Annotated in this window: 26 protein-coding genes; 13 read left to right on the top strand and 13 right to left on the bottom strand. The window is 75.1% G+C overall.

The genetic code is table 11. The features are described from left to right. Nucleotides 1–30 precede the first annotated feature (30 nt). The 4 genes from ACI79X_RS00650 to ACI79X_RS00635 all read left to right on the top strand — a co-directional run bounded on the left by ACI79X_RS00650 (nucleotide 31) and on the right by ACI79X_RS00635 (nucleotide 4998). Complete coding sequence (locus ACI79X_RS00650; RefSeq protein WP_457023485.1) at nucleotides 31–1041, top strand: ATP-binding cassette domain-containing protein; 1011 nt, start codon at nucleotides 31–33, stop codon at nucleotides 1039–1041. Continuing rightward, the gene (locus tag ACI79X_RS00645) at nucleotides 1038–1847 is read left to right on the top strand and encodes an ABC transporter permease (RefSeq protein WP_457023484.1); all 810 of its coding nucleotides are present in this window, start codon (nucleotides 1038–1040) and stop codon (nucleotides 1845–1847) included. Before ACI79X_RS00650 ends, ACI79X_RS00645 begins: the two co-directional genes overlap by 4 nt. A gap of 206 nt (nucleotides 1848–2053) precedes the next feature. After that, a complete protein-coding gene (locus tag ACI79X_RS00640; RefSeq protein ID WP_457023483.1) occupies nucleotides 2054–4117 on the top strand; it encodes a M3 family metallopeptidase in 2064 nt (687 codons plus the stop codon). Continuing rightward, nucleotides 4114–4998, top strand: coding sequence for a hypothetical protein (locus tag ACI79X_RS00635; RefSeq protein ID WP_457023482.1), 885 nt, complete (start codon nucleotides 4114–4116; stop codon nucleotides 4996–4998). The genes ACI79X_RS00640 and ACI79X_RS00635 overlap by 4 nt, the downstream gene beginning before the upstream one ends. A gap of 22 nt (nucleotides 4999–5020) precedes the next feature. Here the strand turns inward: ACI79X_RS00635 and ACI79X_RS00630 are convergent, their stop codons facing one another. Further along, entirely contained in the window at nucleotides 5021–5341 is a 321-nt protein-coding gene (locus tag ACI79X_RS00630; protein ID WP_336032853.1) for an RNHCP domain-containing protein, read from the bottom strand. Between the two features lie 14 nt (nucleotides 5342–5355). Continuing rightward, a complete protein-coding gene (gene greA / locus ACI79X_RS00625) occupies nucleotides 5356–5856 on the bottom strand; it encodes a transcription elongation factor GreA (RefSeq protein WP_457023481.1) in 501 nt (166 codons plus the stop codon). Nucleotides 5857–6075: 219 nt separating this feature from the next. Here greA and mca point away from each other — a divergent pair, with 219 nt between their 5' ends. After that, on the top strand, nucleotides 6076–6963 hold the full coding sequence (mca, locus tag ACI79X_RS00620) for a mycothiol conjugate amidase Mca (RefSeq protein ID WP_457023480.1): 888 nt from the start codon (nucleotides 6076–6078) through the stop codon (nucleotides 6961–6963). Further along, nucleotides 6960–7280, top strand: a complete 321-nt coding sequence (locus tag ACI79X_RS00615; protein WP_457023479.1) for a hypothetical protein — start codon at nucleotides 6960–6962, stop codon at nucleotides 7278–7280. The genes mca and ACI79X_RS00615 overlap by 4 nt, the downstream gene beginning before the upstream one ends. Nucleotides 7281–7352: 72 nt before the next feature. Here ACI79X_RS00615 and ACI79X_RS00610 read toward each other — a convergent pair whose 3' ends face one another. Next, nucleotides 7353–7907 carry an AMIN-like domain-containing (lipo)protein gene (locus ACI79X_RS00610; RefSeq protein WP_457023478.1) on the bottom strand — a complete coding sequence of 185 codons (555 nt, stop codon included), beginning with the start codon at nucleotides 7905–7907 and terminating at the stop codon, nucleotides 7353–7355. Between the two features lie 305 nt (nucleotides 7908–8212). Between ACI79X_RS00610 and ACI79X_RS00605 the strand changes: the two genes are divergently transcribed. The 3 genes from ACI79X_RS00605 to ACI79X_RS00595 are packed head-to-tail and all read left to right on the top strand — an operon-like array spanning nucleotide 8213 to nucleotide 10781. Continuing rightward, nucleotides 8213–8821, top strand: a complete 609-nt coding sequence (locus ACI79X_RS00605) for a hypothetical protein (RefSeq protein ID WP_457023477.1) — start codon at nucleotides 8213–8215, stop codon at nucleotides 8819–8821. Nucleotides 8822–8840: 19 nt separating this feature from the next. Further along, nucleotides 8841–9497 (top strand): maleylpyruvate isomerase N-terminal domain-containing protein, encoded by a 657-nt coding sequence (locus ACI79X_RS00600; RefSeq protein WP_457023476.1) that lies wholly within the window; start codon nucleotides 8841–8843, stop codon nucleotides 9495–9497. A 30-nt stretch (nucleotides 9498–9527) separates the two neighbouring features. Next, the gene (locus ACI79X_RS00595; protein ID WP_457023475.1) at nucleotides 9528–10781 is read left to right on the top strand and encodes a geranylgeranyl reductase family protein; all 1254 of its coding nucleotides are present in this window, start codon (nucleotides 9528–9530) and stop codon (nucleotides 10779–10781) included. Between the two features lie 178 nt (nucleotides 10782–10959). Here the strand turns inward: ACI79X_RS00595 and trhA are convergent, their stop codons facing one another. Continuing rightward, entirely contained in the window at nucleotides 10960–11772 is an 813-nt protein-coding gene (gene trhA / locus ACI79X_RS00590) for a PAQR family membrane homeostasis protein TrhA (protein WP_457023474.1), read from the bottom strand. Nucleotides 11773–11895: 123 nt separating this feature from the next. Here trhA and ACI79X_RS00585 point away from each other — a divergent pair, with 123 nt between their 5' ends. From ACI79X_RS00585 to ACI79X_RS00570, 4 genes are all read left to right on the top strand, one after another. Then, complete coding sequence (locus ACI79X_RS00585; protein WP_457023473.1) at nucleotides 11896–12675, top strand: isoprenyl transferase; 780 nt, start codon at nucleotides 11896–11898, stop codon at nucleotides 12673–12675. A gap of 13 nt (nucleotides 12676–12688) precedes the next feature. Then, nucleotides 12689–13906: a DUF885 domain-containing protein gene (locus tag ACI79X_RS00580; protein WP_457023472.1), complete on the top strand. Its 1218-nt coding sequence runs from the start codon at nucleotides 12689–12691 to the stop codon at nucleotides 13904–13906. Nucleotides 13907–13909: 3 nt separating this feature from the next. Next, entirely contained in the window at nucleotides 13910–14233 is a 324-nt protein-coding gene (locus ACI79X_RS00575; RefSeq protein ID WP_457023471.1) for a hypothetical protein, read from the top strand. A gap of 290 nt (nucleotides 14234–14523) precedes the next feature. Then, a complete protein-coding gene (locus ACI79X_RS00570) occupies nucleotides 14524–15819 on the top strand; it encodes a PhoH family protein (RefSeq protein WP_457023470.1) in 1296 nt (431 codons plus the stop codon). Nucleotides 15820–15920: 101 nt separating this feature from the next. Here the strand turns inward: ACI79X_RS00570 and ACI79X_RS00565 are convergent, their stop codons facing one another. The 9 genes from ACI79X_RS00565 to ACI79X_RS00525 form a co-directional block, all read right to left on the bottom strand. Beyond that, nucleotides 15921–16841, bottom strand: coding sequence for a type IV toxin-antitoxin system AbiEi family antitoxin domain-containing protein (locus ACI79X_RS00565; protein ID WP_457023469.1), 921 nt, complete (start codon nucleotides 16839–16841; stop codon nucleotides 15921–15923). 166 nt (nucleotides 16842–17007) lie between these two features. Beyond that, nucleotides 17008–17247, bottom strand: coding sequence for a hypothetical protein (locus ACI79X_RS00560; RefSeq protein WP_457023468.1), 240 nt, complete (start codon nucleotides 17245–17247; stop codon nucleotides 17008–17010). Continuing rightward, complete coding sequence (locus ACI79X_RS00555; protein WP_457023467.1) at nucleotides 17244–20063, bottom strand: hypothetical protein; 2820 nt, start codon at nucleotides 20061–20063, stop codon at nucleotides 17244–17246. The genes ACI79X_RS00560 and ACI79X_RS00555 overlap by 4 nt, the downstream gene beginning before the upstream one ends. Continuing rightward, a complete protein-coding gene (gene flhA, locus ACI79X_RS00550; RefSeq protein ID WP_457023466.1) occupies nucleotides 20044–22074 on the bottom strand; it encodes a flagellar biosynthesis protein FlhA in 2031 nt (676 codons plus the stop codon). Before flhA ends, ACI79X_RS00555 begins: the two co-directional genes overlap by 20 nt. 165 nt (nucleotides 22075–22239) lie before the next feature. After that, nucleotides 22240–23388 carry an EscU/YscU/HrcU family type III secretion system export apparatus switch protein gene (locus ACI79X_RS00545; protein WP_457023465.1) on the bottom strand — a complete coding sequence of 383 codons (1149 nt, stop codon included), beginning with the start codon at nucleotides 23386–23388 and terminating at the stop codon, nucleotides 22240–22242. After that, nucleotides 23388–24152: a flagellar biosynthetic protein FliR gene (gene fliR, locus ACI79X_RS00540; protein ID WP_457023464.1), complete on the bottom strand. Its 765-nt coding sequence runs from the start codon at nucleotides 24150–24152 to the stop codon at nucleotides 23388–23390. Before fliR ends, ACI79X_RS00545 begins: the two co-directional genes overlap by 1 nt. Nucleotides 24153–24157: 5 nt before the next feature. Beyond that, a complete protein-coding gene (gene fliQ / locus ACI79X_RS00535; protein ID WP_073418636.1) occupies nucleotides 24158–24433 on the bottom strand; it encodes a flagellar biosynthesis protein FliQ in 276 nt (91 codons plus the stop codon). 73 nt (nucleotides 24434–24506) lie between these two features. Then, nucleotides 24507–25325: a flagellar type III secretion system pore protein FliP gene (gene fliP, locus ACI79X_RS00530; protein WP_457023463.1), complete on the bottom strand. Its 819-nt coding sequence runs from the start codon at nucleotides 25323–25325 to the stop codon at nucleotides 24507–24509. After that, entirely contained in the window at nucleotides 25325–25720 is a 396-nt protein-coding gene (locus ACI79X_RS00525) for a flagellar biosynthetic protein FliO (RefSeq protein ID WP_457023648.1), read from the bottom strand. Before ACI79X_RS00525 ends, fliP begins: the two co-directional genes overlap by 1 nt.

Here is a 25720-nt window from a genome sequence, read left to right as displayed (position 1 = left end):
GTGTCGGTCCTCACACCTAGCGTGGCCGGCATGAGCGACGCGATCCTCGTCGAGGGACTGCAGAAGCGCTTCGGCTCCAACACCGCCCTGGCGGGGGTGGACCTGACCGTCCCGGAGGGCAGCGTCCTCGGCCTCCTGGGACCCAACGGTGCGGGGAAGACCACGGTCGTCCGCATCCTCACCACGCTGCTCCAGCCCGACGGCGGGCGGGCCGAGGTGGCCGGGGTCGACGTCGTGCGCGACCCGGCGCGGGTGCGGTCGGTCATCGGGCTGACCGGCCAGTACGCCGCGGTCGACGAGTACCTCACCGGGTTCGAGAACCTGGAGATGGTGGGCCGGCTGTACCGGCTCGGGAAGCGGGAGTCGCGGTCGCGGGCGCAGGAGCTGCTCGACCGCTTCGACCTCGCCGACGCGGCCGGCCGCCCGGCGAAGACCTACTCCGGCGGCATGCGCCGGCGGCTGGACATCGCCGCCTCGCTCATCGCCCGCCCGCGGGTGCTCTTCCTCGACGAGCCCACCACCGGGCTCGACCCGCGCAGCCGGCTCGGGATGTGGGAGTTCATCGCCGACCTCGCCGGCGGGGGGACGACGATCCTGCTGACCACGCAGTACCTGGAGGAGGCCGACCGGCTGGCCGACGGGATGGTGGTCATCGACCGCGGCCGGGTGATCGCCCGCGGCACGGCCGACGAGCTCAAGGCCCAGGTGGGCGGTCAGCGGCTGGAGTTCGCGGTCACCGACGCGGGCGCGCTGCCGCAGATGGTGGAGCGGCTGCGGCCGCTGGCGGTCGACGAGCCGCACGTCGACGAGCAGGCCCGCCGGCTGAGCATCCCGGTCAGCGGGGGAGCCGAGGTGCTGGCCGAGGCGCTGGCCCGCCTCGACGGGCACACCGCCGACATCTTCGACGTCGGGCTGCGCCGGCCCGACCTCGACGACGTGTTCCTCGCCCTCACCGGCCACGCGGCCGAGGAGCGCGCCGAGGAGTCCGCCGGCGCCGACCAGACCCCGGCCCAGCCGGTCCCGACGGGAGACGTGCGATGAGCTCGCTGTCCGCGACGCTGTCCGACAGCGTCGTCATCACCAAGCGCAACCTGATCAAGGTCAAGCGGGTCCCCGACCTGATCGTGTTCGCCACGCTGTCGCCGATCATGTTCGTGGTGCTGTTCCGCTACGTGTTCGGCGGCGCCATCGGCGGGCTGCCGCCGGGCGTCAGCTACGCGGAGTTCCTGCTGCCGGGGATCTTCGCCCAGACGGTCGTCTTCGGGTCCACGGTCACCGGCGCGAGCATCGCCGAGGACCTGCAGAAGGGGCTCATCGACCGGTTCCGGTCGCTGCCGATGTCCCGGGCGGCGGTGCTCGTCGGGCGCACGGTCGCCGACGCCGGGCTCAACGTCATCTCGATCGCGGTGATGGCGCTGACCGGCCTGGTGGTCGGCTGGCGGATCAACTCCTCGATCGGCGAGGCGGTGGGCGGGTTCCTCGTCCTGCTCGCCTTCGCCTACGCCATCTCGTGGCTGATGGCGGTGGTCGGGCTGCTGGTCCGCACGCCCGAGGTGGTCAACAACGCCAGCTTCATCGTGATCTTCCCGCTGACGTTCATCGCGAACACCTTCGTGCCGCTGGAGACCTTCCCGTCGGTGCTGCGCACCTTCGCCGAGTGGAACCCGGTGTCGTCGGTGACGCTCGCCGCACGGGAGCTGTTCGGCAACATGCCGGCCGACTACCCGGTGCCCGACGCGTGGTCGCTGCAGAACCCGGTGCTCTACACGCTCATCTGGACGGCGGTCATCCTCGCGGTCTTCGTGCCGCTGTCGGTCCGCCTGTACGAGCGCACGGCCTCGCGCTGAGGCTCGCCCGTCCCGGCGGCGGAGCCCGTCGCCGGGACGAGTGGGGGCCGGAGATCTCCGCGGGAGCGGCGGGGCCGGCTCCCCGGCAGCCGGGACGGCGCCCGGCCGCGGTGCGGTCCGGTGGGACCGCGATGTCATGGCCCGGAACCGCACCGGTTCCGGGCCACTGGTGTCCGGCGGGGCGGAGCGGCGCAGGATGGACGCCGATGAGCGCCGAGCCTGCCGCCGCCCTGTCCGCCGACAACCCGCTGTCCGCCGAGTCGCCGCTGCCGTACCGGCTGCCGCCGTTCGCCGACATCACGCTCGAGCACTGCCGCGAGGCGATCCTGGCCGGGATGGCCGGGCAGCGCGCCGAGCTCGCGGCGATCACCGGCTCGGCGGAGCCGCCCACCTTCGAGAACACGGTCGTGGCGCTGGAGCGCTCGGGGGCGCTGCTGCGCCGGGCCGAGGCGGTGTTCGGCAACCTCGCCTCGTCGCTGTCGAGCCCGCGGCTGCGGGAGATCGAGCGCGAGCTCGCGCCGCTGGAGGCCGCGCACGCCGACGCGCTGCGGCTGGACCCGGTGCTGTTCGCCCGCATCGACGCCGTCCACGAGGCGCGGCACTCCTCGGGCCTGGACGCCGAGGCCGTCCGGCTGGTCGAGCGCCACCACCTCGACCGCGTGCTGGCCGGCGCCCGCCTCGGGGACGCCGGCCGCGCCCGGCTGTCGGAGCTCAACCGCGAGCTCTCGGAGCTGTCCACGCAGTTCGGGCAGAACCTGCAGCTGGCCACCGAGGCCGCCGCGGTGCGCGTCGCCGACGCCGCCGAGCTCGACGGCCTGTCCGACGAGGAGGTGGCCTCGGCCGCGCGCGCCGCCGCCGACCGCGGCCTCGAGGGGCACCTGCTGCCGCTGCTGCTGCCCACCGGCCAGCCGGTGCTCGCCAAGCTGCGCGACCGGGAGTTGCGCCGGCGGGTGTTCGAGGCGTCGGTGGGCCGCGCGTCGGCGGGGGAGCACGACAACGGGCCGGTGGCCGCGCGCATCGCCCGGGTCCGGGCCGAGCGGGCGCGCCTGCTCGGCTTCACCACGCACGCCGACCTCGTGCTCGCCGACCAGACCGCGGGCAGCACCGCCGCCGTCGACGCGATGCTCTCCTCGATGGTCGGCCCGTCGATGGCCAACGCCCGCGCCGAGGCCGGGGCGCTCGCCGAGGTGGCCGCCCGTGACGGCGTCGCCGACCTCGCCGCCTGGGACTGGGCGTACTACAGCGAGCGGGTGCGGGCCGAGCGGTACTCGGTCGACCGGGCGGCGCTTCGGCCGTGGTTCGAGCTCGACCGGGTGCTCGTCGACGGCGTGTTCCGCGCCGCCGAGCTGCTCTACGGCTTCCGGTTCACCGCCCGCCCCGATCTCGCCGGGTACCACCCCGACGTCCGGGTCTGGGAGGTCACCGGCCCCGACGGCGGGCAGGTCGGCCTCTACCTCGGCGACTTCCTCGCCCGCGAGGGCAAGCGCGGCGGGGCGTGGATGAGCTCGTTCGTCACGCAGTCGCGGCTGCTCGACACCCGGCCGGTGGTGGTGAACAACCTCAACGTGGCGCCCGCGCCGGAGGGCCGGCCCACGCTGCTCACCCTCGACGAGGTCGACACGCTCTTCCACGAGTTCGGCCACGCGCTGCACGGGCTGAGCTCCGCGGTCACCTACCCGCGCTTCGCCGGCACCGCGGTGCCCCGCGACTTCGTCGAGTTCCCGAGCCAGGTGAACGAGATGTGGGCGACCTGGCCGGAGGTGCTCGGGCACTACGCCCGGCACGTCGAGACGGGCGAGCCGCTGCCGGGCGACGTCGTCGAGGCGATCGAGGCCGCCCGGCTGTGGGGCGAGGGCTTCGCGACGCTGGAGTACCTGGCGGCCACGCTGCTCGACCAGGCCTGGCACCGCATCACGCCGGAGACCGAGGTCGGCGACCCGGCCGAGTTCGAGCGGCGCGCGCTCGAGCGGGCCGGCGTCGCCTTCGACCTGGTGCCGCCGCGCTACCGGACGACGTACTTCCAGCACGTGTTCGCCGGCGGCTACGCGGCGGGCTACTACTCCTACATCTGGTCCGAGGTGCTCGACGCCGACACGGTGGAGTGGTTCCGCGAGCACGGCGGGCTGCGGCGGGAGAACGGCGACGTCTTCCGCGAGCGGCTGCTCGCCGTCGGTGGGTCGGTGGACCCGCTGGAGGCCTTCCGCGCGGTCCGCGGCCGCGACGCCGACCCGGGCCCGCTCCTGCGCCGCCGCGGCCTCGCCCCGGCGTGAGCGGGCCGGCGCGCCGCCGCGTGTGGCACGTCGCCGCGGCGCCCTGGGACGACGACCTCGTGGCGACGGGGTCGTGGGAGCGGACGGTCGACGTCTGGTCATCGTCCCGGGGCGCACACGTCACCGGCCTCGACACCGTCCTGGACGCGGGCGGCACCCGGCTGGCCCTCGTCGCGGAGCCGGAGCCGGTCGTCGTGGCGGGCGCGTGGACGCGGCACGGCGTCTGCGGCTACGCCTTGGACGGCTTCCGGATCTGGCAGAACCGCACGCGCCGCAACGTGGAGCAACTGACCGCGCTGACCGGCGGCCGGGTCGCCGTCGGGTACGCGAGCCAGCCGACGCTGGTCCTCGACGCGGGGACGGGCCGGGAGCTGGCGTCGCTGCGCGGGGTCACCACGGTGGTGGCGCTGGACAGGCGGACGACGCTGCTCGCCGGCACCGGGTGGCTGCAGGTGGCGGATGCCGACCTGACGCCGGTCCGGCGACGGGCGCCGCTCGCGGGATCCGCGGTGCTCAGCGCCGCGGTGGCCCCGGAGACGGTCGCCGTCGTCGAGGCCGAGGAGGGCGGGTCCCTGCTGCGCGTGCTCGACCGGGACGGCGTGCCGCGGGCGTCCGTGACGTGGCCGGGGGAGGGGATCCGCGGGGTCGGCCGCGACGCCGCGTCGGGGACGTGGGTGGTCGTGCGGTCGGACCTCGACAGCCGCCGCACGTTCCTCGTGCGGGTCACCGACGACGGTGCGGTGGTGGACCAGCGCCCCTGGCGGCCGGTCTCCGGGATGGCCCCGGTCCGGGACGGGCAGGCACTCGTCCAGGCGGACGACGACGGGGTGCACGTCCTCGACGCCGCCGACCTGAGCCTGCGGGCTCTCGCTCCGGCGTGAGCGGAACGCCGTCAGTGCGGGGTCAGAGCCAGGGGAGCGAGAGCACCAGGTCGAGGTCGTCGGGGGCGTCGCCGTCGCGGACCAGCCGGTTGGGCTGGCGGTGGCCGCACGCCGTGCAGCGGTGCACCACCTGCCAGCCCTTGCCGGACTTCTCGACCAGCCCGATCGGCTCCATCGGCTGCCGGCACTCGCTGGCCCGGTCGCCGGGGAGGTCGTCGACGTGCAGCGACCACAGGCACACCGGGCAGTGGTTCCGGTAGTGCCCGTCGGTGTTGGCGGGGACGTCGGCGGCGCAGTGCACGCAGACGAAGCCGGTGTTCTCCGCCCGCCGGGAGCGGGCCACGGCGCGGACCCCGGTCAGGGGACGAACGGCTCGACGGCGACGACCTCGACGGTGATGTCGCGGCCGTTGGGCGCCTTGTAGGTGACCGAGGTGCCCGGCTTCGAGCCGAGGATCGCCGAGCCCATGGCCGACTCCGGCGAGTAGACGGCGAGGTCGGTGGTGCCGGCGATCTCGCGCGAGCCGAGGAGGAACTTCTCGGTGTCGTCGTCGCCCTGGAACCGGATGGTGATGACGGTGCCGAGCTCGGCGGTGGTCGCCGTCGTCGGGGGCTCGCCCACGCGCGCCTTGCGGAGCAGGTCGGTGAGCTGGCGGATCCGGCCCTCCTGCTTGCCCTGCTCCTCCTTGGCGGCGTGGTAGCCGCCGTTCTCCTTGAGGTCGCCCTCCTCGCGGCGGGCGTTGATCTCGGCGGCCATGGCCGGCCGTCCGGCCACCAACTGGTCGAGCTCGGCCTTCAGCCGGTCGTGGGCCTCCTGGGTCAGCCAGATGCCCTGCTCGTTCTCAGTGGGGGTGGTCACGCGCGGTACTCCTGCAGCTCTCGGGGGCCGCCTCCCGGACGGGAGGGCGGTCGACGTCGATCCGGCCAAGCTAACACCGGCCGGAGGGCCGCTGCACGGACCTGCGAGCCGGTCGGGAGACGGGACCGTACCGGAACGGAGCGTGACGGGCAGCACATCCACCCGTCCGGATGGGGGTCGTCACGGCGGCGGCCGGCCTCCTCGGGGGACACTGTCCGGGTGACCGAAGCGGACCCGTTGCGCCTGCTCGCCGTCCACGCCCACCCCGACGACGAGTCGAGCAAGGGCGCGGCGACCATGGCCAAGTACGTCGCCGAGGGCGTCCAGGTGATGGTGGCGACGTGCACCGGCGGTGAGCGCGGCTCCGTGCTCAACCCGGCGCTCGACCGGCCGGAGATCTGGGAGCGCCTCCCGCAGCTGCGCGTCGAGGAGATGGCGCGCGCCCGGGAGATCCTCGGCATCCAGCAGGAGTTCCTCGGCTTCGTCGACTCGGGCCTGCCCGAGGGCGACCCGCTGCCGCCGCTGCCCGAGGGCTGCTTCGCTCTCGTGCCCACCGAGGAGGCGGCCGCGCCGCTGGTCGAGCTGATCCGGCGGTTCCGCCCGCACGTCGTCCTCACCTACGACGAGCGCGGCGGCTACCCGCACCCCGACCACATCAAGACGCACGACGTCTCGGTGGTGGCCTTCGAGGCGGCCGGCGACCCCGACCGCTACCCCGGCCTGGGCGAGCCCTGGCAACCGAGCAAGCTCTACTACCACATGGGCTTCACGCTGACCCGGACGCGGGCGCTGCACGAGGCCATGCTCGAGACCGGCGCCGAGTCGCCCTACGCCGAGTGGCTGGCGAACTGGGACCCCGAGCGGGACATGTCGCACCGGGTCACCACCCGGGTGCCCTGCGCCGAGTACTTCCCGGTCCGCGACGCCGCTCTCATCGCGCACGCGACGCAGATCGACCCCGACGGCCGCTGGTTCGCCTGCCCGATGGACCTGCAGCAGAGGGTGTGGCCCACCGAGGACTACGAGCTCGCCCGCTCGCTGGTGGACTCGACACTGCCCGAGGACGACCTGTTCGCCGGCATCCGCAGCGAGGTGCCGGTCCCGTGACCGCGCTCGAGCTGGTGCACCTGGCCGTCCAGCAGCCCGAGGACGTCGGCAAGTCCGGCCCGCTGGGCGCCCTGCTCACGCTGATCCTGCTGCTGGCGGCGTTCCTGCTGGTCAAGTCGATGAGCAAGCACCTCAAGCGGCTGCCGCGGAGCTTCGACGAGCCCGACGGGCCGCAGGTGGTCGTCCCCGACACCCCGGCCGACCTGGTCGAGCCGCGGCAGCCGGGGCAGGACCTGCTCGACACGTTGCGCCGGGCCCCGCGCGCCATCGAGGGCCCGAAGCGCGACGACGGACGGACCGGCCCGCCGGCGGGCTGACGCCGGCGGGCCGGGGAGTGCAGGGGCGGGCCGGCGCGGCAGCGACGGCGTGCCGGCCCGCCCCCGCGCGTCTCACCAGGTGTGCGCCACGTCGACGACGAGGCGGGACCCGTCGCCGGGGCCGTCGAGGACCATGACCCGGAACGGCAGCCGGGCGCGGACGCCCAGGCCGAGGGTGCTCTCGCCCTCGAACGAGTTCGCCCACGCGACCTGGCGGAACGTGGAGTACCCGCCCACGTCGACGGCCTCGGCGTCGTTCGCCGGGTCGTAGGTGGCCGCGCCGCCTCCCGTGTAGGCCGGGGTGTGCACGAGCACCTGCAGGTCGGCCCCGCCGCGCAGCGGGACCAGCTCGCCGGAGCCGTCCTCCCGGACCTCGGTCACGTAGCGCACGTCGTAGGACACCTCGGACGCGTCGATGCCGTCGAGGTCGAGGACGAGCCGGTCGTAGCAGGCGTGCCGGCCGGCGCGGACGTCGTCGAGCGTGCCGCCGCCGCTCTCGACGGCGGACTCCGGCAGCGAGCCCCAGGCGGTGCTGCAGCCGGCCGCCGAGGCCGACGGCAGGGCGACGCCGGTGAAGGCCGCCGCAGCGGCGAGGACCAGCGCGGCGCGGGTACGGGTGGTGCTCATGGTGGGTCTCCCGGGGTCAGGGGGATGGGTGGTGCGGACGACGGAGAGAATCCGCAGACACGCCCGCCGAGGGAATGGCTCGGCTTGCCCGCGGATGTCGATCCGCGGGGCTGCTGGCTGTGCACTGTTGACAGGAAACGGGCCCCTGTGCGCGACACGAGTGAGCACATGACGTGTCCGTGCCCGGTCGGTGACGGTGGGTGGACACGGGGCGTGTCCGCTCCGGGCGTAGCGCCGGCCGTGGTGACGTCCCGCCGGCGCACCTACCGTGTAAGCGTGTAATCACGTCTCACCTGGAGGTCGTCGTGTACGGACACCACCGCTTCGCCGACTCCCCCTTCGCCCGCATGGGCGCCCCCGGGTTCCGCGGTCGCGGCCCCGGCGGCCGCGGGCGGGGAGCCGACGCCGCACCCCCGGTCGACCGCGCCGAGGTGGCCGGCTGGTTCGCCGGCCGGCTCCCGGACGGCTGGTTCACGGGGCCGGTCGAGATCGCCGTCGACCGGGACGAGATCACCGTCGTCGGTCCGCTGGCCGAGCCCGACGCCGGCGAGGGGGACCCGGCCGCCGCCCGCGCCGGGCGGATCGCCCGCTTCCGCGAGGACACCCGCGAGCAGCGCATGGCCATCGCCGACGCCGCCCAGGAGCGCTACGGCCGCTCGGTGGCCTGGGGCGCGTCCTGCGGCGACGAGCGCGAGGTGTTCACCAACGCCTCGGTGCCGGTGATGACCCGGCTGCGCCAGCCCGAGCGCCTCGTGCTCGACACGCTGGTCGACGCCGGTGTCGCCCGCTCCCGCTCCGAGGCGCTGGTGTGGGCGGTGCGGCTCGTCGGCCGCAACGCCGACGCCTGGCTCACCGAGCTGCGGGAGGCCATGGCCTCGGTGGAGGAGGTGCGGGCGCGCGGTCCCCAGCCGTGATCCCTGCCAGGCTGCCCGGGTGAGCACGGACCTGCTGCGCGCCACCTACGCCGACCTCGCCGGCCTGGTCACCGGCCTGACGCCGGGGGAGGGGGACCGGCCCAGCGGGTGCAGCGGGTGGACCGTCCTCGACCTCACCCAGCACCTGCTCGACGACGCCCGCCGGGGCCTGGTCGCCCTGGCCACCCCGGCGGGCGGCCCGGCCACCACCGACGCCGTCGTCTACTGGCGGTCCTGGCAGCCGACGCCCGAGGAGGACGACGGCACCGCCTGGCGCACCCGCGTGCGGGCCAGCACGACCGGCGGCCTGGTGCACCTGGCGCCGCTGTACGCCGAGACGGCGGCCGCCGTGTGCGTGACCGCGGGCCGGGTGGGCGCGACCGACCTGGTGGGCACGCAGGGCCGGGTGCTGACCGCCGGGGACCTGTGCTCGACGCTCGCGGTCGAGGCCGCCGTCCACCACCTCGACCTGGTGGCGCACCTGGACCGCCCGGGTCCCGGCCCGGGGGGCCTGGCCGAGGCGCGCCGCGTGCTCGAAGGGCTGCTCGGCGGCCCGCTGCCCGCGGCCTGGGACGACGCGACGGCGGCCCGCCGCGGCACCGGCCGCGAGCCGCTCACCGACGCCGACCGGACGGCGCTGGGGGAGGCCGCGGGCCGCTTCCCCCTGTTCGGCTAGCGCGCGGTCTGGAGCAGGGACACTGGGGACGTGCCAGCAGCTGCCGCCGTCCCGTCCGCGACCGACGTCCTCGTGGTGGGCGCCGGACCCGCGGGATCGGCCGCGGCGGCGTGGGCGGCCCGCGCCGGGCACGACGTCGTCCTGGCCGACGCCGCCGTCTTCCCCCGCGACAAGACCTGCGGGGACGGGCTCACGCCCCGGGCGGTCGCCGAGCTGGACCTGCTGGGCCTCGGCGACTGGGTCCGCGGGCACGCCCGCAACCGGGGCCTGCGCGCCGCCGGTTTCGGCCGCACCTGGGAGCTGCCCTGGCCCGGCGGGCAGTTCCCCGACCACGGCAGCGCCGTCCCGCGCACCGGGCTCGACGCCCGCATCCGCCAGGTGGCGCTCGGCTCGGGCGCCGCGCCCCTCGACGGCGCCCGGGCGGTCGACGTCGAGCGCGACGGCGACCGCGTCGCCGCGGTGGTGTTCGAGCTCGCCGACGACAGCCGGGTGAGCGTCGCCTGCCGGCGGCTCGTCGTCGCCGACGGCGTGCGCTCGCCGCTGGGCCGGGTGCTCGGGCGGGAGTGGCACCGCGACACCGCCTACGGCGTCGCCGCCCGCAGCTACGTCCGCTCCGGCCGCAGCGACGACGAGTGGATCTCCTCCCACCTCGAGCTGCGCGGGGAGGAGGGGGAGCTGCTGTCGGGCTACGGCTGGGTCTTCCCGCTGGGTGCGGCGGCCGGCGAGGTGAACCTCGGCGTCGGCACCCTGGCGACGGCGCGCCGGCCGGCCGGCGTGCAGCTCAAGGCGCTGCTGGAGTTCTACGCGGAGTCGCGGCGGGAGGAGTGGCAGCTCGACGGGCCGGTCCGCGACGTCGCGTCGGCGCTGCTGCCGATGGGCGGCGCCGTCTCCGGGGTCGCCGGGCGGAACTGGGCGCTGGTCGGCGACGCCGCCGGGTGCGTGAACCCGCTCAACGGCGAGGGCATCGACTACGGCCTGGAGACCGGGCGGGCCGTCGTCGACCTGTTCGGCGAGGACGACTGGTCGCAGGCCTGGCCGGCGACGCTGCGCCGCCACTACGGGGAGGCGTTCTCCATCGCCCGGCGGCTGGCCGGCCTGCTCACGGTGCCCCGGTTCCTGCCCACGGCGGGTCCCGTCGGGATGCGCTCGCGGTCGCTCATGACCGTGGCCCTGCGGGTGATGGGCAACCTGGTGGGCGAGGAGGACCGCGACGCCGTGGCCCGCGCCTGGCGCGCCGCCGGCCGCACCTCGACCCGCTGGGACGACCGGCCTCCGTTCAGCTGAGCGGCGCGCCGAGCGGGGGCCGGGGGCTCCCCGAGGCGTGACGGGACGTGACGTGCGGAGGGAACCGCGGCGCAGCCGCGGACCGGCGGAGCGGGGGCCCGCAGGGGCCCCCGACACCGGTCGGGGAGGGCTCCGCGCACCAGGGGAACGGCACCTGGCCGCGGTGTCTGACCGGAGGTCAGACGAAAGGAGAGTTGTACATCGCGAAGTAGACGGCGATGTAGTGGCAGATGGCGGCGACGATGGTCATCGCGTGGAAGACCTCGTGGTAGCCGAAGGTGCCCGGCCAGGGGTTCGGCTTCTTGATCGCGTAGGCGATGCCGCCGACGGTGTAGAGCACGCCGCCGACCGCCAGCAGCACCAGCGACGTCACCCCGGCGATGTGCAGGATGTCGGTGAGGATGAAGACGGCGACCCAGCCCAGGCCGATGTAGAGCGGCACGCCGACCCAGCGCGGCGCCGTCGGCCAGGTGAGCTTGAGGCAGACGCCGGCCAGCGCGCCGGCCCAGACGCCGCCCAGCACCCACCAACCCAGCGGCTGGTCGACGGCGAGCAGGGCGAACGGCGTGTACGTGCCCGCGATGAACAGGAAGATCATCGAGTGGTCGAGCCGTTTCATGATCTTCCAGCCGCGCGGTGACCAGCGCCGCCGGTGGTACAGCGCGCTGATGCCGAACAGCCCGCAGATCGTCAGGCAGTAGACGGCGACGGAGAACCCCGAGCGGGCGCCGAGCACGGACGCCAGCGGGATGACCACCGCGCCCGCCACGATCGCGCCGAAGAAGGCGAACAGGTGCAGCCAGCCGCGCATCCGCGGCCGGGTGTCGGGGTGGTCCCAGTCGTCGTCGGCGAAGTCGGCGGCGGTCCAGGTCTCCTCGACCCGCTGCCCCTCCTCGAGGACGGCGGCGACGGCCGGGCCGCGCGGTGCCTCGAGCTCGGCTCCGTCGTCGGCCCGCACCCGGACTGGCTGACGGTCCTCGGGGGCGGTCACGCCTCCGAGGTTACGGAGGCGTAGGTCCGGCCGCACGGGGACGCGGCTGTGACGTCCCCGGCAACCCCGCAGGCCGGACGGGCCTGCGGAACGGCAGCGTCCCGGGGGCCTACTGTGTGCGCCGTGGGGGCGCGTCAGTGGGTCCGCGACGTCCTGACGCAGATGTACGAGCGTCGCCTGGCCCGGCAGTTGGTGGGTGCCGACGTCCCTCGTCACGTGGGCGCGATCATCGACGGCAACCGCCGCTGGGCGAAGGCCACGGGCCTCCTCGACCCGAACGCCGGGCACCGCCGCGGCGCCGACCGGATCGCCTCCTTCCTCGGCTGGTGCGACGAGGCGGGCGTCGAGGTGGTCACGCTCTTCCTGCTCTCCACCGACAACCTGTCGCGTCCGGAGCCGGAGCTGACGCCGCTGCTGCGGATCATCGAGGGCGTCGCCCAGGACCTGTCCGCGCCCGACCGCCGCTGGCAGCTGCGCCCGGTCGGCGCGCTGGGGCTGCTGCCGGCCGAGACCGTCGCCGTCCTCAAGGAGGCCGAGGAGACGACGCGCGGCCGCCCGGGCGCGCACGTGAACCTCGCCGTCGGGTACGGCGGGCGGCGGGAGATCGCCGACGCCGTCCGCTCGCTGCTGGCCGAGCACGCGAGCCGGGGGACGTCGCTGGACGAGCTGGTGGAGGTGCTCGACGTCGAGCACATCGCCGAGCACCTCTACACCCGGGGGCAGCCCGACCCGGACCTGGTCATCCGCACCAGCGGCGAGCAGCGCCTGTCGGGGTTCCTGCTCTGGCAGACGGCGCACTCGGAGTTCTACTTCACCGACGTCTACTGGCCCGACTTCCGCCGGGTCGACTTCCTGCGCGCGCTGCGGGCCTACGCGGCGCGGCACCGCCGCTTCGGTGGGTGACAGACTCGGGCCCATGGCACCCGGCACGGTCGACGTCCCCCTCGAGTACGTGCGCCTGGGACTGCGGTTCGACCGGCTGGAGTCCGGCTTCGTCGACGCCTACACCGGCGAGAAGCGGATCCGCGCCGAGGTGGAGAGCGAGCCGGCGCCCACGCCGCAGGGGCTGCGCGACCAGGCCCGCGGTCTGCTGCGCGAGCTCGACGCCGCCGGGCTGCCCGAGGACCGCGCCGCGTTCCTGCGCGGCCAGCTGACCGGGCTGGAGTGCAGCGCCCGGAAGATGAGCGGCGAGCCGGTCGGCTTCCTCGACGAGGTGCGCAGCTACTTCCAGGTCGACCTCACCATGGGCGACCCGGCCGCCTACGCCGCGGCGCACGCCGAGCTCGAGACCCTGCTGCCCGGCGACGGCACGCTGGCCGAGCGGTACGCCGCGCACCGCCGTCGCGAGGAGTGCCCGCCGCAGCGGCTCGAGGCCGCGGTGCACGCGCTGTCGAGCGCGCTGCGCGACCGGGTCCGCGGCCGGTACGGGCTGCCCGAGGCCGAGACGGTGCGCTACGAGGTGGTCACCGACAAGCCGTGGTCGGGCTTCAACTACTACGAGGGCGACTACCGGTCCCGTGTGGCGATCAACGCCGACCTGCCGCACCGGCTCAGCCAGCTCGTGCACCTGGTCGCGCACGAGTCCTACCCCGGCCACCACACCGAGCACTGTCGCAAGGAGCGCGGGCTGGTCGAGCGCGCCGGACACCTCGAGCACACGGTGTTCCTCGTCAACACCCCCGAGTGCCTGATGGCCGAGGGGCTCGCCGACCTCGGCGTCGACGCCGCCGTGGGGGACGGGTGGGGGACCTGGTCGTCCGAGGTGCTCGGTGACCTCGGGCTGCGTTTCGACGGCGGTCTCGCCGAGCGGATCGCCGCCGCGAGCGCGCCGCTGAACCGGGTGCGCCAGGACGCCGCCGTCCTGCTGCACGACCGCGGCGCCGACGCCGACGAGGTCGCCGCCTACATCCAGCGCTGGTCGCTGGTCAGCCCCGACCGGGCCCGCCAGCAGCTGCGCTTCCTCACCCACCCGCTGTGGCGGGCGTACATCACCACCTACGTCGAGGGCTACGACCTGCTGCACCGCTGGCTGGCCGCCCGGCCGGAGGGCCAGGACGTCGCCGACCGCTTCGTGCGCCTGCTCGACGAGCCGCTGACCCCCGCCGTCGTCGCCGACGAGCTGTCGGCCGCCTGAGCCGTGCCACGCCGCGATCCCCGGGAGGCCCGCGCGCTGGGGCTGTGGACGGCCGGCTGGTTGTTCGCGCTGCTGCTCGCCGGACTGCTGTGGATCGGCGACCTCTCGGTGCAGTGGCCGGTGCTGCTCGTGCCGGTGCTCTGGGCACTGGTGGCGCTGCGGCCCCGCCGTCGTCCCGTCCCCGGCTCCGGTCGTCGCCCGGCCGGGCAGCCGGACGAGCACCGCTGGGACGTGCCGTACGAGGGCGGCCCGCCACCGACCTGGGAGCTGCCGGCGTCGCGGCCGCTGCCCCGCCCGCCGGACGCCCGGGACCGCGGCTCCTGGTGACCCGCCGTCCGCCGTCCCCGCCGCCGTCCCCGCCGCCGTCGCCCCTGGGACGGCTGGGACGGGAGGTACCCCTCCGGGTGAACAGTGCGTTTCCGGAGGGTGGGACACCGCGCTCCTGTCGGTGAGTGGCTCTAGCGTCCGCAGTGGACGACGGGCCCGTCCCGCCGTCCGCGGGAGGCCCGGTTGGTGCTGACGAACTCGTCGACCAGGGGGGCCGCGACCCGGCCCCTGTGCCGGGTCCCGGCCACCTCGGAGCCGGGGCGCGCCGTGCGCCCCAGGGGAGACGACTCGTGACTCTGCGCCGCACGTACGTCCTCGACACCTCGGTCCTGCTGTCCGACCCGCGCGCGCTGCTGCGCTTCGGCGACGCCGACGTGGTGCTGCCGCTGGTCGTCATCGGGGAGCTCGAGGACAAGCGGCACCACCCCGAGCTGGGCTGGTTCGCCCGGCAGGCGCTGCGGATGCTCGACGACCTGCGGGTCACCCACGGCCGGCTCGACGCGCCGGTGCCGGTGGGCGAGGCCGGCGGCACGCTGCACGTGGAGCTCAACCACAGCGACGCCTCGGTGCTCCCGGCGGGCTTCCGCAACGACAGCAATGACAGCCGGATCATGGTGGTGGCGCTCAACCTGCGCGCCGAGGGCCGCGACGTCTGCTTGATCACCAAGGACGTGCCGCTGCGGGTCAAGGCGGCCGCCGTCGGCCTGGAGACCGACGAGTACCGCGCGCTGGACGCCGTCGACGCCGGCTGGACCGGGATGGCCGAGCTGTCGCTGGACGACGCCGAGCTGAGCGCGCTCTACGACACCGGCGAGGCGTTCGTGCCCGCGGCGGCGGACCTGCCGGCGCACACCGGGCTGGTGCTGCTGAGCTCGCGCGGGTCGGCGCTGGGCCGGGTGACGCCGGACAAGCAGGTGCGGCTGGTGCGCGGCGACCGCGAGGCGTTCGGCCTGCACGGGCGCTCGGCGGAGCAGCGGGTGGCGCTGGACCTGCTGCTCGACCCCGACGTCGGGATCGTCTCGCTCGGCGGTCGCGCGGGCACCGGCAAGTCGGCGCTGGCGCTGTGCGCGGGCCTGGAGTCGGTGATGGAGCGGCGGGCGCACAAGAAGGTCGTGATCTTCCGGCCGCTCTACGCCGTCGGCGGGCAGGAGCTCGGGTACCTGCCGGGCAGCGAGGGCGAGAAGATGTCGCCCTGGGCGCAGGCCGTGTACGACACGCTCGGCGCGCTGGTGTCCAAGGAGGTCCTCGAGGAGATTGCCGCCCGCGACCTCATCGAGGTGCTGCCGCTGACGCACATCCGCGGCCGGTCGCTGCACGACTCGTTCGTGATCGTCGACGAGGCGCAGTCGCTGGAGCGCGGCGTGCTGTTGACCGTGCTGTCGCGGCTGGGCTCGGGCTCGCGGGTGGTGCTCACCCACGACGTGGCGCAGCGGGACAACCTGCGGGTCGGCCGGCACGACGGCATCGCCGCGGTGGTCGAGCAGCTCAAGGGCCACCCGCTGTTCGCGCACGTGACGCTGACCCGCTCGGAGCGCTCGGCGATCGCCGCCCTGGTCACCGAGATGCTGGAGGACCTCCCGCTCTGACGCCGGGCCTCCGGGCCCCGCTCGGCGCCGCATCGCGGGCGTTCCTCGTGCACTGCCGGTGCTGCAGGACCGGCAGTGCACGAGGAACCCCGGCAATGCGGTCAGGCGCCCCGGCGCAGGCGCAGCGCCCGGCCGACCCGGGTGGCCATCGCGCCGTCGATCTCGTCCCAGGTCCAGCGGACCATGCCCCAGCCCTCCGCGCGCATGGAGTCCTCGCGCCGCTTCTCCTCGAAGACGGCGTCGCCAGGGTCCTGCCCGGGGCGCAGCAGCCGGCCGTACTTCACCCGCCCGTCGAACTCCCCGAGCAGCTTCTCGGTCTCCCACACGAAGTCGGCCCGGCCGGCCAGGACGCCGTCGGCGGTGTGCACGGGGTGCTGCAGGCCGCTGGGCGCGAGGCCCAGCCGGTGCAGCACCACCCGGCTCCGGCTCTCGCCGACGCTCTCGCTCCGTCCGTCGGCCAGGGCCACCGCGCGCGCCGCCCGCCTGCTCCCGCGGGTGCCGGCCAGCCGGGCCAGGCCGGCGTCGAGGTCCTCGCGCTGCACGAGTTGCTGAGCCAGCGCCGTGTCGAGGACCACCACCGCGACCTCCAGCGGTACGGATCGGGCGAGATCCAGCGCCGTCCGGGTGACGTCGGTGACCGCGAGGCCGTCCACGAGGACCGTCTCGTCGTCGGACAACGAGGCGACGTGGCAGCGGAGCGTGCGGCTGGCGTCGCTCGAGGCGGGTGGGCGGCGGGTCACGTGCACCCGCCCGAGCCGGAGGCCCCAGGTGGTCATCCCGTGCAGGACGGCGGCGGACTCGTGGCTGACGACGGCTGCACGCCGCAGCCCCGCGACGGTGGCCTGGACCAGCTGGCGGTGGCGGACGACGGCGTCGGGCGGAACCGGGCCGTCGACGTAGGCGCCTCGGCGGACGCGGGACAGCGTGCCGGACCGACGGGCCCGCGCGAGCTCGTCGTCGCTCCACCCGTGGGCGACGAGGCTGCGGCGCAGGACCGGTGGCGGAGGGTGGTCGGGCGTCATGTCCCGACCGTCCCGCCGGATCGTCCTCGCAACGTGGTCCGCCCGACGACGGTGGACGTGGCGATGTGCTGTGGACGCAGCATCGCCGGCGTTCCTCGTGCGTCGCCGGTGCTGCAGGACCGGCAACGCGCGAGGAACACCGGCATTCACGGGGAGCCGGCGGTGGTCAGGGGGTGGGGGCGTCCTCGGGAGAGGCCGGGACGCCCGCGCGGCGCCGGGCGGGCTCCGGCCGCGGCGGCGTCGCCGCCCAGCGCAGCAGCGCCACCGCACCCCACCCGGCGAGCAGGCACCAGGGCAGCCGGACGGCGACCTCGTCGGCCGAGAAGTCGCCGCGCACCCCCATGGCGAGCACCGGCAGGGCCAGCACGAGCCCCACCGCGAGCACGTCCCAGCGCAGCGGGCTCATGCCTCAGCGCTCTCCAGCCGCTCGCACAGGAGCGACGCCCAGCGGTGCGGCGTGGCGCGGACGCCGTCGAGCAGCGCCACCGGCACGGTGGTGCGGCCCAGCACGGCGGCCGGGTCGGCGGTCAGGTCGGTGTCCTGGACGACCAGCGCGTCGACGCGGGGCAGGCCGCCGAGCCACGGGCCGACGTCCTCCGGCTTGCGGGTCGCGTCGACGACGGCCCAGACGGCGGCCGGCGAGAAGATCGCCATGACCTGCTCGAGCCAGGTGCGCCCGGCGGCCCGCATCGGGGCGTCCACCGCGACGACGGTCGGCGTCCCGGCCCGGGCGGCGTCCTGCTTGCGCTCGAGCGCGGTGTCGACCGAGGTGATCCGGCTGCCCTCGGGCGCCAGCGCGGCGAGGTCCCCGCGGGTGGCCCACTGCAGGCGCTCGGGGTCCAGGCGCATCGAGACCGACAGCGAGCGGGCCGCGGCCAGCGTCTCCACACCGGGGCCGACGACCAGCAGCACCTCGCCGGCGCCCACCGGGGCCGACGGCGCGGCCGGCAGGCCCCGCAGCGCCCGGGTGAGCGCCGCGTAGGTGCCGCTCGCGGCGACGTCCGCGGCGAAGGTGCCCCCGAGCAGGTCCTCGGGGACGCCGAGGCCGCGCAGCCGGGCGACGATCCCGGCCGCCTCGACCATCCGCGGGTCGACCAGCTCGCGGCCGGACGTGCCGCGCTCGCGCACCGACGAGACGAGCACCCGGCCGGCGCGCGTGTCGACGGGCAGCCGCGTGACGGTGGCCAGGCCGGAGGGCCGGGCCGGGGCCGCGACGCGGGCGACCGCCTGGCCGGGCACCGGCGGGAGGCCGCGGCGCGCCGGCGGGACCGGCGGCCGGCCGAGCAGGCGCGGCACGGCGAGCTCCGCGCCCGGGGTGGGCGGCGGCAGCAGCGACAGCGGGGGCAGGACGGCGGTGGAGTCCAGCGGCAGAGGAGCCGGGTCGCTGGCGGTCGCGGCCAGCGCGAGCACCTCGGTGGCGGCCTCGATAGCGGGCTGCTCGACCGCCTCGACCTCCCACTCGTCGCTCTCGGCCGAGGCCTCGACCCACGCCGGCTCGCGGTCCATCCGCTGGGCGGTGGCCGGCACCGGCGGGCGGCCGCGGTGCACGCCGCCCTGGGTGGAGGCGCTGGCGAGCACGCCGCGCAGGATGTCGGTGAGCGCGTCGTCGGGGGTGTCGTGGGCCAGCGCGGCGCGCAGCACCTCGGCGATGGCCTCCTCGCGGCCGGTGACCGGGCCGGTCAGGTCCGCGTCGGACCACGTGGCCACCGGCTGCGGCGCCGGCACCTCGATGGGGAGGGCGACGACGGCGGGGAGGACGTCGGTGGCGTAGTCGTCGGCCGGGGCGACCTCGAGGGCGGCCTGCCCGACGACGGGCTCCTCCTCGATGACGGGCTCCGCGACGACGGGCTCCGCGGCGGGCTCGACCTCGAGGGCGGCCTCCGCGGCCGGCCGGTCGCCGAGCAGCTCGGCGACCAGGGACTCGTCGTCGGACTCGTCCTCGACGGCGGGCTCCTCGGCGGCGGGCTCCTCCATGACGGCCGGGGCGACGGCGACCGGGGCGGGAGCCGGACCGGCGGGCACCGGGTCGGCCCACATGTCCATGTCGACGGACCGCTCGGCCGGAGGGTCCTCGACGGCCGGCTCGTCCTCGACCGGGACCTCCATCGCCGGGACCTCGATCGCCGGGACCTCGAGCTCCTCGGCGACGGCCGGGACGGGCACCTCGACGGCAGGCTCCTCGGCCACGGGTTCCTCGACGGCGACCGGAGCCGGCTCCTGGACGACCGGAGCAACCGGGACCGGGGCGGCCGCAGCAGGGGCGGGCGCGGCGACGGCCGGCGCGGGGGCAGGAGCTGGAGCGGCGGCACGCGGGGCGGCCATCGCGGCGGCGAGCGCGGCGGCCAGGGGCATCGCCGGCGCAGAGGGCGCGGGCGTCGAGGCAGGCGTGCGCAGCACCGACGCCGGGGCGGGCGCCGGCTCCGGCTCGATCACCGGATCGGGCTCGGCGGCGAGCGCGGCGGCCGTCGCGTGCAGCGCGCGCAGCGCCTCGGCGGCGGACGCTGCAGCGGTGGCGGCCACCGCGTCGTCGACGGCCTCGCGCACCTCGCGGTCACCGGCGACCACCTGGGCGAGCGCGGCGGTGAACAGCGACGGGCCGGCGGGCCCGGCCGGCGTCGCCGGCGGGCGCACCGCGGTGCGGGTCGAGCGGCGCGCGGCGGCCGGAGCGGCGGCGGAGGCCGGCCGGAAGCCGGCGGCACCCGAGGCAGGCCGGGCAGCGGTGGCGGCCGCAGCGGTCGCGGCAGGAGCAGGGGCCGCGGGACGGGCCGCGGCCGGGCGCGCGGCGGGCCGCCGGGCGGCGCCGACCGAGGACCGGGAGTACAGGTCGACGTCGGGACCGCCGGTGCCCGCGCCGAGCAGGCCGGCGACCTCGTCGACGGGGTCGGGCAGGACCGCCGGCCGCGAGGTGGGCCGGGCCGCCGCGGGGCGGGACCGGTGCATCTCGGTGGCGCGCAGGAAGGCGCCGGTGTCGGCGAGCGGGCCGGGGTCGCGGCTCAGCGCGGCCTCGATCCGGCGGGCCGACTCCGACTTCGACGCCGGGGTGCGGCGCGGCGGCTCGACGTCCTCCACCTCGGCCACGAAGCGCTCCGTGGCGAAGAAGCCCAGGACCCCGCCCGACCGGATGCGGCGGACGCCGACGATCCGGACGGCGTTGCCGTAGCGCTCGCGCGCCGCGGCGACCGCGGCCTCGGGGGTCGCCGCCTCAACGGATGGCAACGGCACCGCTCACCACTCCCAGGGACTCGATCTGGGCCGTCCGGGAGACCTCCGTGTAGGAGATCACCGGCAGCCGGGGCAGGACCTGGCGGACCAGGCGGGACAGGGCGGCGCGGACCTGCGGCGAGCACACGAGGACCGGCGCGAGGCCGTGGCTCTCGGCGTCCTCCAGCAGCCCGGTGCACCCGGTGACCAGCGCGTCGACGGAGCCGGCGTCGAGGGCCAGCACCTGGCCGCCGTCGCTGTGCCGGACCGCCTCGAGCAGCCGCTGCTCGAACGCGGGCTCGAGGGTGAGCACGTGCAGCCGCTCGTCGGGGGTGACGTAGGGGTGGCTGATCGCGGCGCCGAGCGAGGAGCGCACCGCCTCGACGAGGCCGTCGAGGTCGGTCGACGTCTTCGCCCGCAGCGACAGCGCCTCGAAGATGCGCACCAGGTCGCGGATGGACACGTTCTCGGTGAGCAGCGCGTGCAGCACCCGCTGGATCTCGCCGAGGGTGAGCAGAGTCGGGGTGAGCTCCTCGACGACGACCGGGTGGGTGCGGCGGACCATCTCCACCAGCAGCCGGACGTCCTCGCGGCCGAGCAGGTCGGCGGAGTGCTGGCGGACCACCTCGGCCAGGTGGGTGGTGATGACCGAGGAGCGGTCGACGACGGTCGCGCCGGCCATCTCGGCCTGCCGCTGCAGCTCGGCGGGCACCCACTTGGCGGGCAGGCCGAACACCGGCTCGCGGGTGGGGCGGCCGGGCAGGCCGTCGAGCGCGTCGCCGATCGCCAGCACCGTGCCGGCGGGCGAGGTGCCCTTGGCCGCGGGGACGCCGTTGAGCCAGATGACGTACTGCGACGCCGGCAGGTCGAGGTTGTCGCGGGTGCGCACGAGCGGGATGACCAGCCCGGTCTCCATCGCGACCTTCCGGCGCAGCGCCTTGACGCGGTCGAGCAGGTCGCCGCCGCGGGCGGTGTCGACCAGGTCGACGAGGTCGAAGGCCACCTCGAGCTCGAGCGGGTCGACCCGCATCCGCTCGGCGATCGCCTCGGGGGAGTCGGGCCTGGGCTCGTCGTCGGCCGGGGTGACCGTGGCGAGCTCGTCCTCGACGGGGGCCTCCCGCATGCGGGCGGCCATGATCAGGAAGGTGCCGCCGATGAGCAGGAACGGCAGCTTCGGCAGGCCCGGGATGAGGCAGAGCGCGATGGCCGCGGCGCCGGCGATGCGCACCGGCTGCTTGAACCGGCCCAGCTGGCCGATCAGGTCGCTGCCCATGTCCCCGTCGGAGGCCGAGCGGGTGACGATGATGCCGGTCGCGGTGGACAGCAGCAGGGCGGGGATCTGCGAGACCAGGCCGTCGCCGACGGTCAGCAGCGAGTAGGTGCTGACCGCTTCGCCCGGGGCCATGCCGCGCTGCATGATCCCGATGGCGAAGCCGCCGATCAGGTTGATCAGCGTGACGATGATGCCCGCGATCGCGTCGCCCTTGACGAACTTCGAGGCACCGTCCATCGAGCCGTAGAAGTCGGCCTCGCTGGTCACCTCGGTGCGCCGCTTGCGGGCCTGCGCCTCGTTGATGAGCCCGGCGTTGAGGTCGGCGTCGATGGCCATCTGCTTGCCGGGCATCGCGTCGAGGGTGAACCGCGCGCCGACCTCGGCGACGCGGCCGGCACCGTTGGTGATGACGACGAACTGGATGATCGTGAGGATCACGAAGATCACCAGGCCGACGACGAGCGAGCCGCCGATCACGAAGTGCCCGAAGGCCTCGATGACCTTGCCGGCGTAGCCGTCGGTGAGCACCAGCCGCGTCGAGGAGACGTTGAGCGCCAGCCGGAACAGCGTCGCGATGAGGATCAGCGACGGGAAGACGGCGAAGTCGAGCGGGCGCTTGATCTGCATCGAGACGAGCAGGATCAGCAGCGCCGCGGTGATGTTGAAGCCCAGGAGCAGGTCGAGCAGCGCCGCGGGCAGCGGCACGACCAGCATGAGGACGATCGCCACGACGCCGACGGGCACCGCGGCCTTGGTCATCCCTCGCACGGACTCCCCATCGGCAGCCGGGGGTGCCCGGCCGACCGCGGACGTCGCACCTGTCACAGCCGTCCCATCCGCGGGCACGGCGGGGCATCGGATCCTCGCCGCACGTCCCGCGTCGCAGCACGTGGGGAGAGGATCCAATGCCTGGGAGACGGCAGGTCAGCTCGCGATCGGGGCCCTCCGGCGGCCGGCGCGGGGCAGGTCGGTGACGTCGGGCGCCTGGAACCCGGGCCGGTGGAACCCGCCGCGCACGCCGCGCGAGCCCAGCTGCATGACGAACGCCAGCACCCGCGCGACGGCGGTGAACAGCTGGGGCGGCACCTCCTGGCCGAGGTCGCAGGAGGCGTGCAGCGCCCGGGCCAGCGGGATGTCCTGCACCATCGGCACCCGCGCCTCGGCGGCCCGCTCGCGCAGCGTGGCGGCGATCTCGTCGGCGCCCTTGGCCACCACCCGCGGGGCGCCCTTCGTCGGGTCGTACTTCAGCGCCACCGCGACGTGCGTGGGGTTGACGAGCAGGACGTCGGCCTCGGCGACCTCGGCCATCATGCGGTTGCGCGACATGGACAGGGCCACCGACTTCCGCTGCGCCTTGACGTGCGGGTCGCCCTCGGAGTTCTTGTGCTCCTGCTGGATCTCGTACTTGCTCATCTTGAGCTTGTTCATGGTCTGCACCCGGACGACGACGTAGTCGGCCACGGCGATGACGAAGCCGGTGACGGCGACGACGCGGAACATCAGCACGGCGCAGTCGGCCACGGTGGCGGTGATCGCGGACAGCGGCAGCGCGCCCGACGCCGACACCAGCGCCTGCGCCCGGTCGCTGGTGACGACCACGACGGTCGCCAGCGCCGCGGTCTTGATGACCGCCTTCGCCGCCTCCCACAGACCGTGGGTGCCGAACATGCGCTTCATCCCCGGGAAGGGGTTGAGCTTCTTGAGCGTCGGCTTCATGCCCTTGGCCGACAGCGTCACCCCGCCCTGCGCCGCCGAGGAGAGCACGCCGACCAGCATCAGCGCGAGCGCGACCGGCAGCACCGTCGTCAGGAAGGCCGACAGTGCCTGGCCGAGCAGCGGGGACACCTTCGCGGCGTCGGGCTCGTCGACGACGACGTCGATCTGCACGAACAGCCGGCCGACGGCGTCGAACGCGTTGCCCACGAGCATCGGCAGCAGCCCGCTGGCCACCGCCACCCCCGCCCAGGTGCCCAGTTCCTGGGTCCGGGGGATCTGCCCTTCCTTGCGGGCCTCCCGGAGCTTCTTGGGAGTCGGCTTCTCTGTCTTCTCACCACCCGGGCCGTCCTTGGCCATCAGCCGCTCCGGAGACCGACGATGGCGCGGGTGGCCTGCTCGATCAACGCGTCGAGCGCCGGCGGGAGCAGCGGGAAGGTGAGACCGAGCAGCGACAGGGTCAGCAGGATCTTCACCGGGAAGCCGAAGGCGAAGATGTTGAGCGCCGGCGCCGCCCGGGACAGCAGGGCGAGCGCGACGTCGGCCAGCAGCAGCACCGCGACCATCGGCCCGGCGATCTGCAGCGCGGCCAGGAACATCGCGGAGAACGCCGTCAGCACGACCTCGCCGATCGAGTCGGCCGGGAAGCCGCCGGTCACCGGGAGCCCCTCGTAGGAGGTGGCGAACCCGCGGACCAGCATGAGGTGGCCGCCGCTGGTGAACAGCAGCGTCGTCGCGAGCAGGTAGTGCAGCCGGCCGAGGGTGGAGTTCATCGTCATGGCCAGCGGGTCGTAGGCCGGCTGGAGCGAGAAACCGCCGGTGACGTCGAGCAGCTCACCGGCGAACTGCACGGCCGTGAAGAACAGCTGGACGACGAACCCGAGCGCCGCGCCGATGGCGACCTCGCTGACGGCGGTGACGACGAGGAAGCCCGTGGTCGGCTCGGGCAGCCCGGGCGCGACGCGGTCGAGCAGCGCCACCGACAGCGCGAGGGCCAGCGCCCCCTTCACCGGGCCCGGGACGGCGCGGGTGTTGAACGGCGGGGCCACCAGGACGAACCCGGCCGCCCGGGCGACGGCCAGCAGCAGGGCCGCCAGGGTGACCGCCGGGACCTCGAGGTCCATGGCGCTCAGGTCCTGCCGAGGAGGTGGGGCAGCGAGTCGAAGAGGTGCTCGGTGAAGCTCACCATCTCGGCGAGCACCCAGTTGCCGGTGACCAGCAGCGCGATCGAGACCGCGATCATCTTCGGCACGAACGACAGGGTCGGTTCCTGGATCTGGGTCGCGGCCTGGAACAGCGAGATGAGGAACCCGACCAGCAGCGCGGTGAGCAGGACCGGCGCGGCGACCTTGGCGCCCACGGTCATCGTCTGCACCGCGATCTCGGTGACGTCGGCGTCGGTCACGACGACTCCTCGCCGGCGCTCGTCGCGGTCGTGACCGGCGGTGCCGTGCTCACGCGTGAGCTCGCGAGCTCGCTCACGAATAGCTCCCGACCAGCGCCGTGGTGATCAGCGCCCACCCGTCGACGACGACGAACAGCAGCAGCTTGAACGGCAGCGACACGATCGACGGCGGCACCATCATCATGCCCATCGCCATCAGCGAGGCGCTGACCAGCATGTCGAGCACGAGGAACGGGATGAAGACGACGATCCCGATGATGAAGGCGCTCTTGAGCTCGGAGAGGACGAACGCCGGCACGAGCGTGGTCATGCTGACCGACGCGGCGTCCTCCGGCTGCTCCTCGCCGGACAGGCCGACCATGAGCTCGAGCTCGTCGTCGCGGGTGTTGGCGAGCAGGAACTCCCGCAGCGGGACCACGCCGGCGTCGTAGGCCTGCGAGACGGTCATCGTGCCGTCCATGTAGGGCTGGACGGCGACCTCGTTGACGTCGGAGAGCACCGGGCCCATCACGAACAGCGTGAGGAACAGCGCGATGCCGGTGAGCACCGAGTTCGGCGGCGACTGCTGCAGGCCCAGCGCGTTGCGGGTCAGCGACAGGACGATCGCGATCTTGGTGAACGAGGTGCACAGCAGCAGCGCCGACGGCGCCACCGACAGCACGGTGATCGCCAGGATCAGCGTGATCGAGGTGCTGGGGCTGCCGTTGCCGACGGAGATGTCCACGCCGCCGTCGACGGCGGGGACCACGGGGGCGGTGGGGGCCGTGGGCGCGGTCGGCGCCGCGGCGGCGGGACCGGCCAGCAGCACGCCGGCGACGGCGCAGCCGAACAGGGCGGCCAGCACGACGGCGGCCCGGCGTGCCGGGCCCCGCACGGGTGCGGTGCGGTCCATCAGCGGCGGACCGTCCGCTCGCGCAGCTGCGAGACCAGGCCCGACCAGGCGCCGCGGTCGAGCACCGAGCCCGACAGCGTCCCGCCCGCGGCCGGGAGCGCGACCGCCGGCCGGCCCTCTGCGGGGCTCGCCGCGGCCCGCTCGGCCAGCGTCGCCTCGACGGCCTCGCCGTCGAGCTCGGCCAGCAGCGTCACCTGCTGCTCGGTCGCGCCGACCACGAGCACGCGGTCGCCGATGCGCAGCACGTTCACCGTGCTGGCGCGGCCCATCCGCTGGTGGGCGACGACCTCCACGAGGCCGCCCGAGGAGCCCAGACCGCGCTTCTTGGCCAGGCGCGCGGCGAACCACAGCACGCCGCCGACGAACGCCAGCGACAGCAGCAGCCGGATGACCAT

The organism is Geodermatophilus sp. SYSU D01119 (assembly GCF_054049975.1).
Note: the sequence above shows the minus strand (reverse complement) of the source record. Positions and strands in the feature narration are given on the sequence as shown.

What these genes read in the sequence shown, in the direction of transcription:
- ACI79X_RS00580 (WP_457023472.1), top strand. Translation starts at nt 12,689, where the DNA reads ATGGCACCCGGCACGGTCGACGTCCCCCTCGAGTACGTGCGCCTGGGA.
- ACI79X_RS00645 (WP_457023484.1), top strand. Translation starts at nt 1,038, where the DNA reads ATGAGCTCGCTGTCCGCGACGCTGTCCGACAGCGTCGTCATCACCAAG.
- ACI79X_RS00650 (WP_457023485.1), top strand. Translation starts at nt 31, where the DNA reads ATGAGCGACGCGATCCTCGTCGAGGGACTGCAGAAGCGCTTCGGCTCC.
- flhA (WP_457023466.1), bottom strand. Translation starts at nt 22,074, where the DNA reads ATGACCAAGGCCGCGGTGCCCGTCGGCGTCGTGGCGATCGTCCTCATG.
- ACI79X_RS00640 (WP_457023483.1), top strand. Translation starts at nt 2,054, where the DNA reads ATGAGCGCCGAGCCTGCCGCCGCCCTGTCCGCCGACAACCCGCTGTCC.
- ACI79X_RS00565 (WP_457023469.1), bottom strand. Translation starts at nt 16,841, where the DNA reads ATGACGCCCGACCACCCTCCGCCACCGGTCCTGCGCCGCAGCCTCGTC.
- ACI79X_RS00545 (WP_457023465.1), bottom strand. Translation starts at nt 23,388, where the DNA reads ATGGCCAAGGACGGCCCGGGTGGTGAGAAGACAGAGAAGCCGACTCCC.
- fliP (WP_457023463.1), bottom strand. Translation starts at nt 25,325, where the DNA reads ATGGACCGCACCGCACCCGTGCGGGGCCCGGCACGCCGGGCCGCCGTC.
- fliR (WP_457023464.1), bottom strand. Translation starts at nt 24,152, where the DNA reads ATGGACCTCGAGGTCCCGGCGGTCACCCTGGCGGCCCTGCTGCTGGCC.
- ACI79X_RS00560 (WP_457023468.1), bottom strand. Translation starts at nt 17,247, where the DNA reads ATGAGCCCGCTGCGCTGGGACGTGCTCGCGGTGGGGCTCGTGCTGGCC.
- ACI79X_RS00525 (WP_457023648.1), bottom strand. Translation starts at nt 25,720, where the DNA reads ATGGTCATCCGGCTGCTGCTGTCGCTGGCGTTCGTCGGCGGCGTGCTG.
- ACI79X_RS00610 (WP_457023478.1), bottom strand. Translation starts at nt 7,907, where the DNA reads ATGAGCACCACCCGTACCCGCGCCGCGCTGGTCCTCGCCGCTGCGGCG.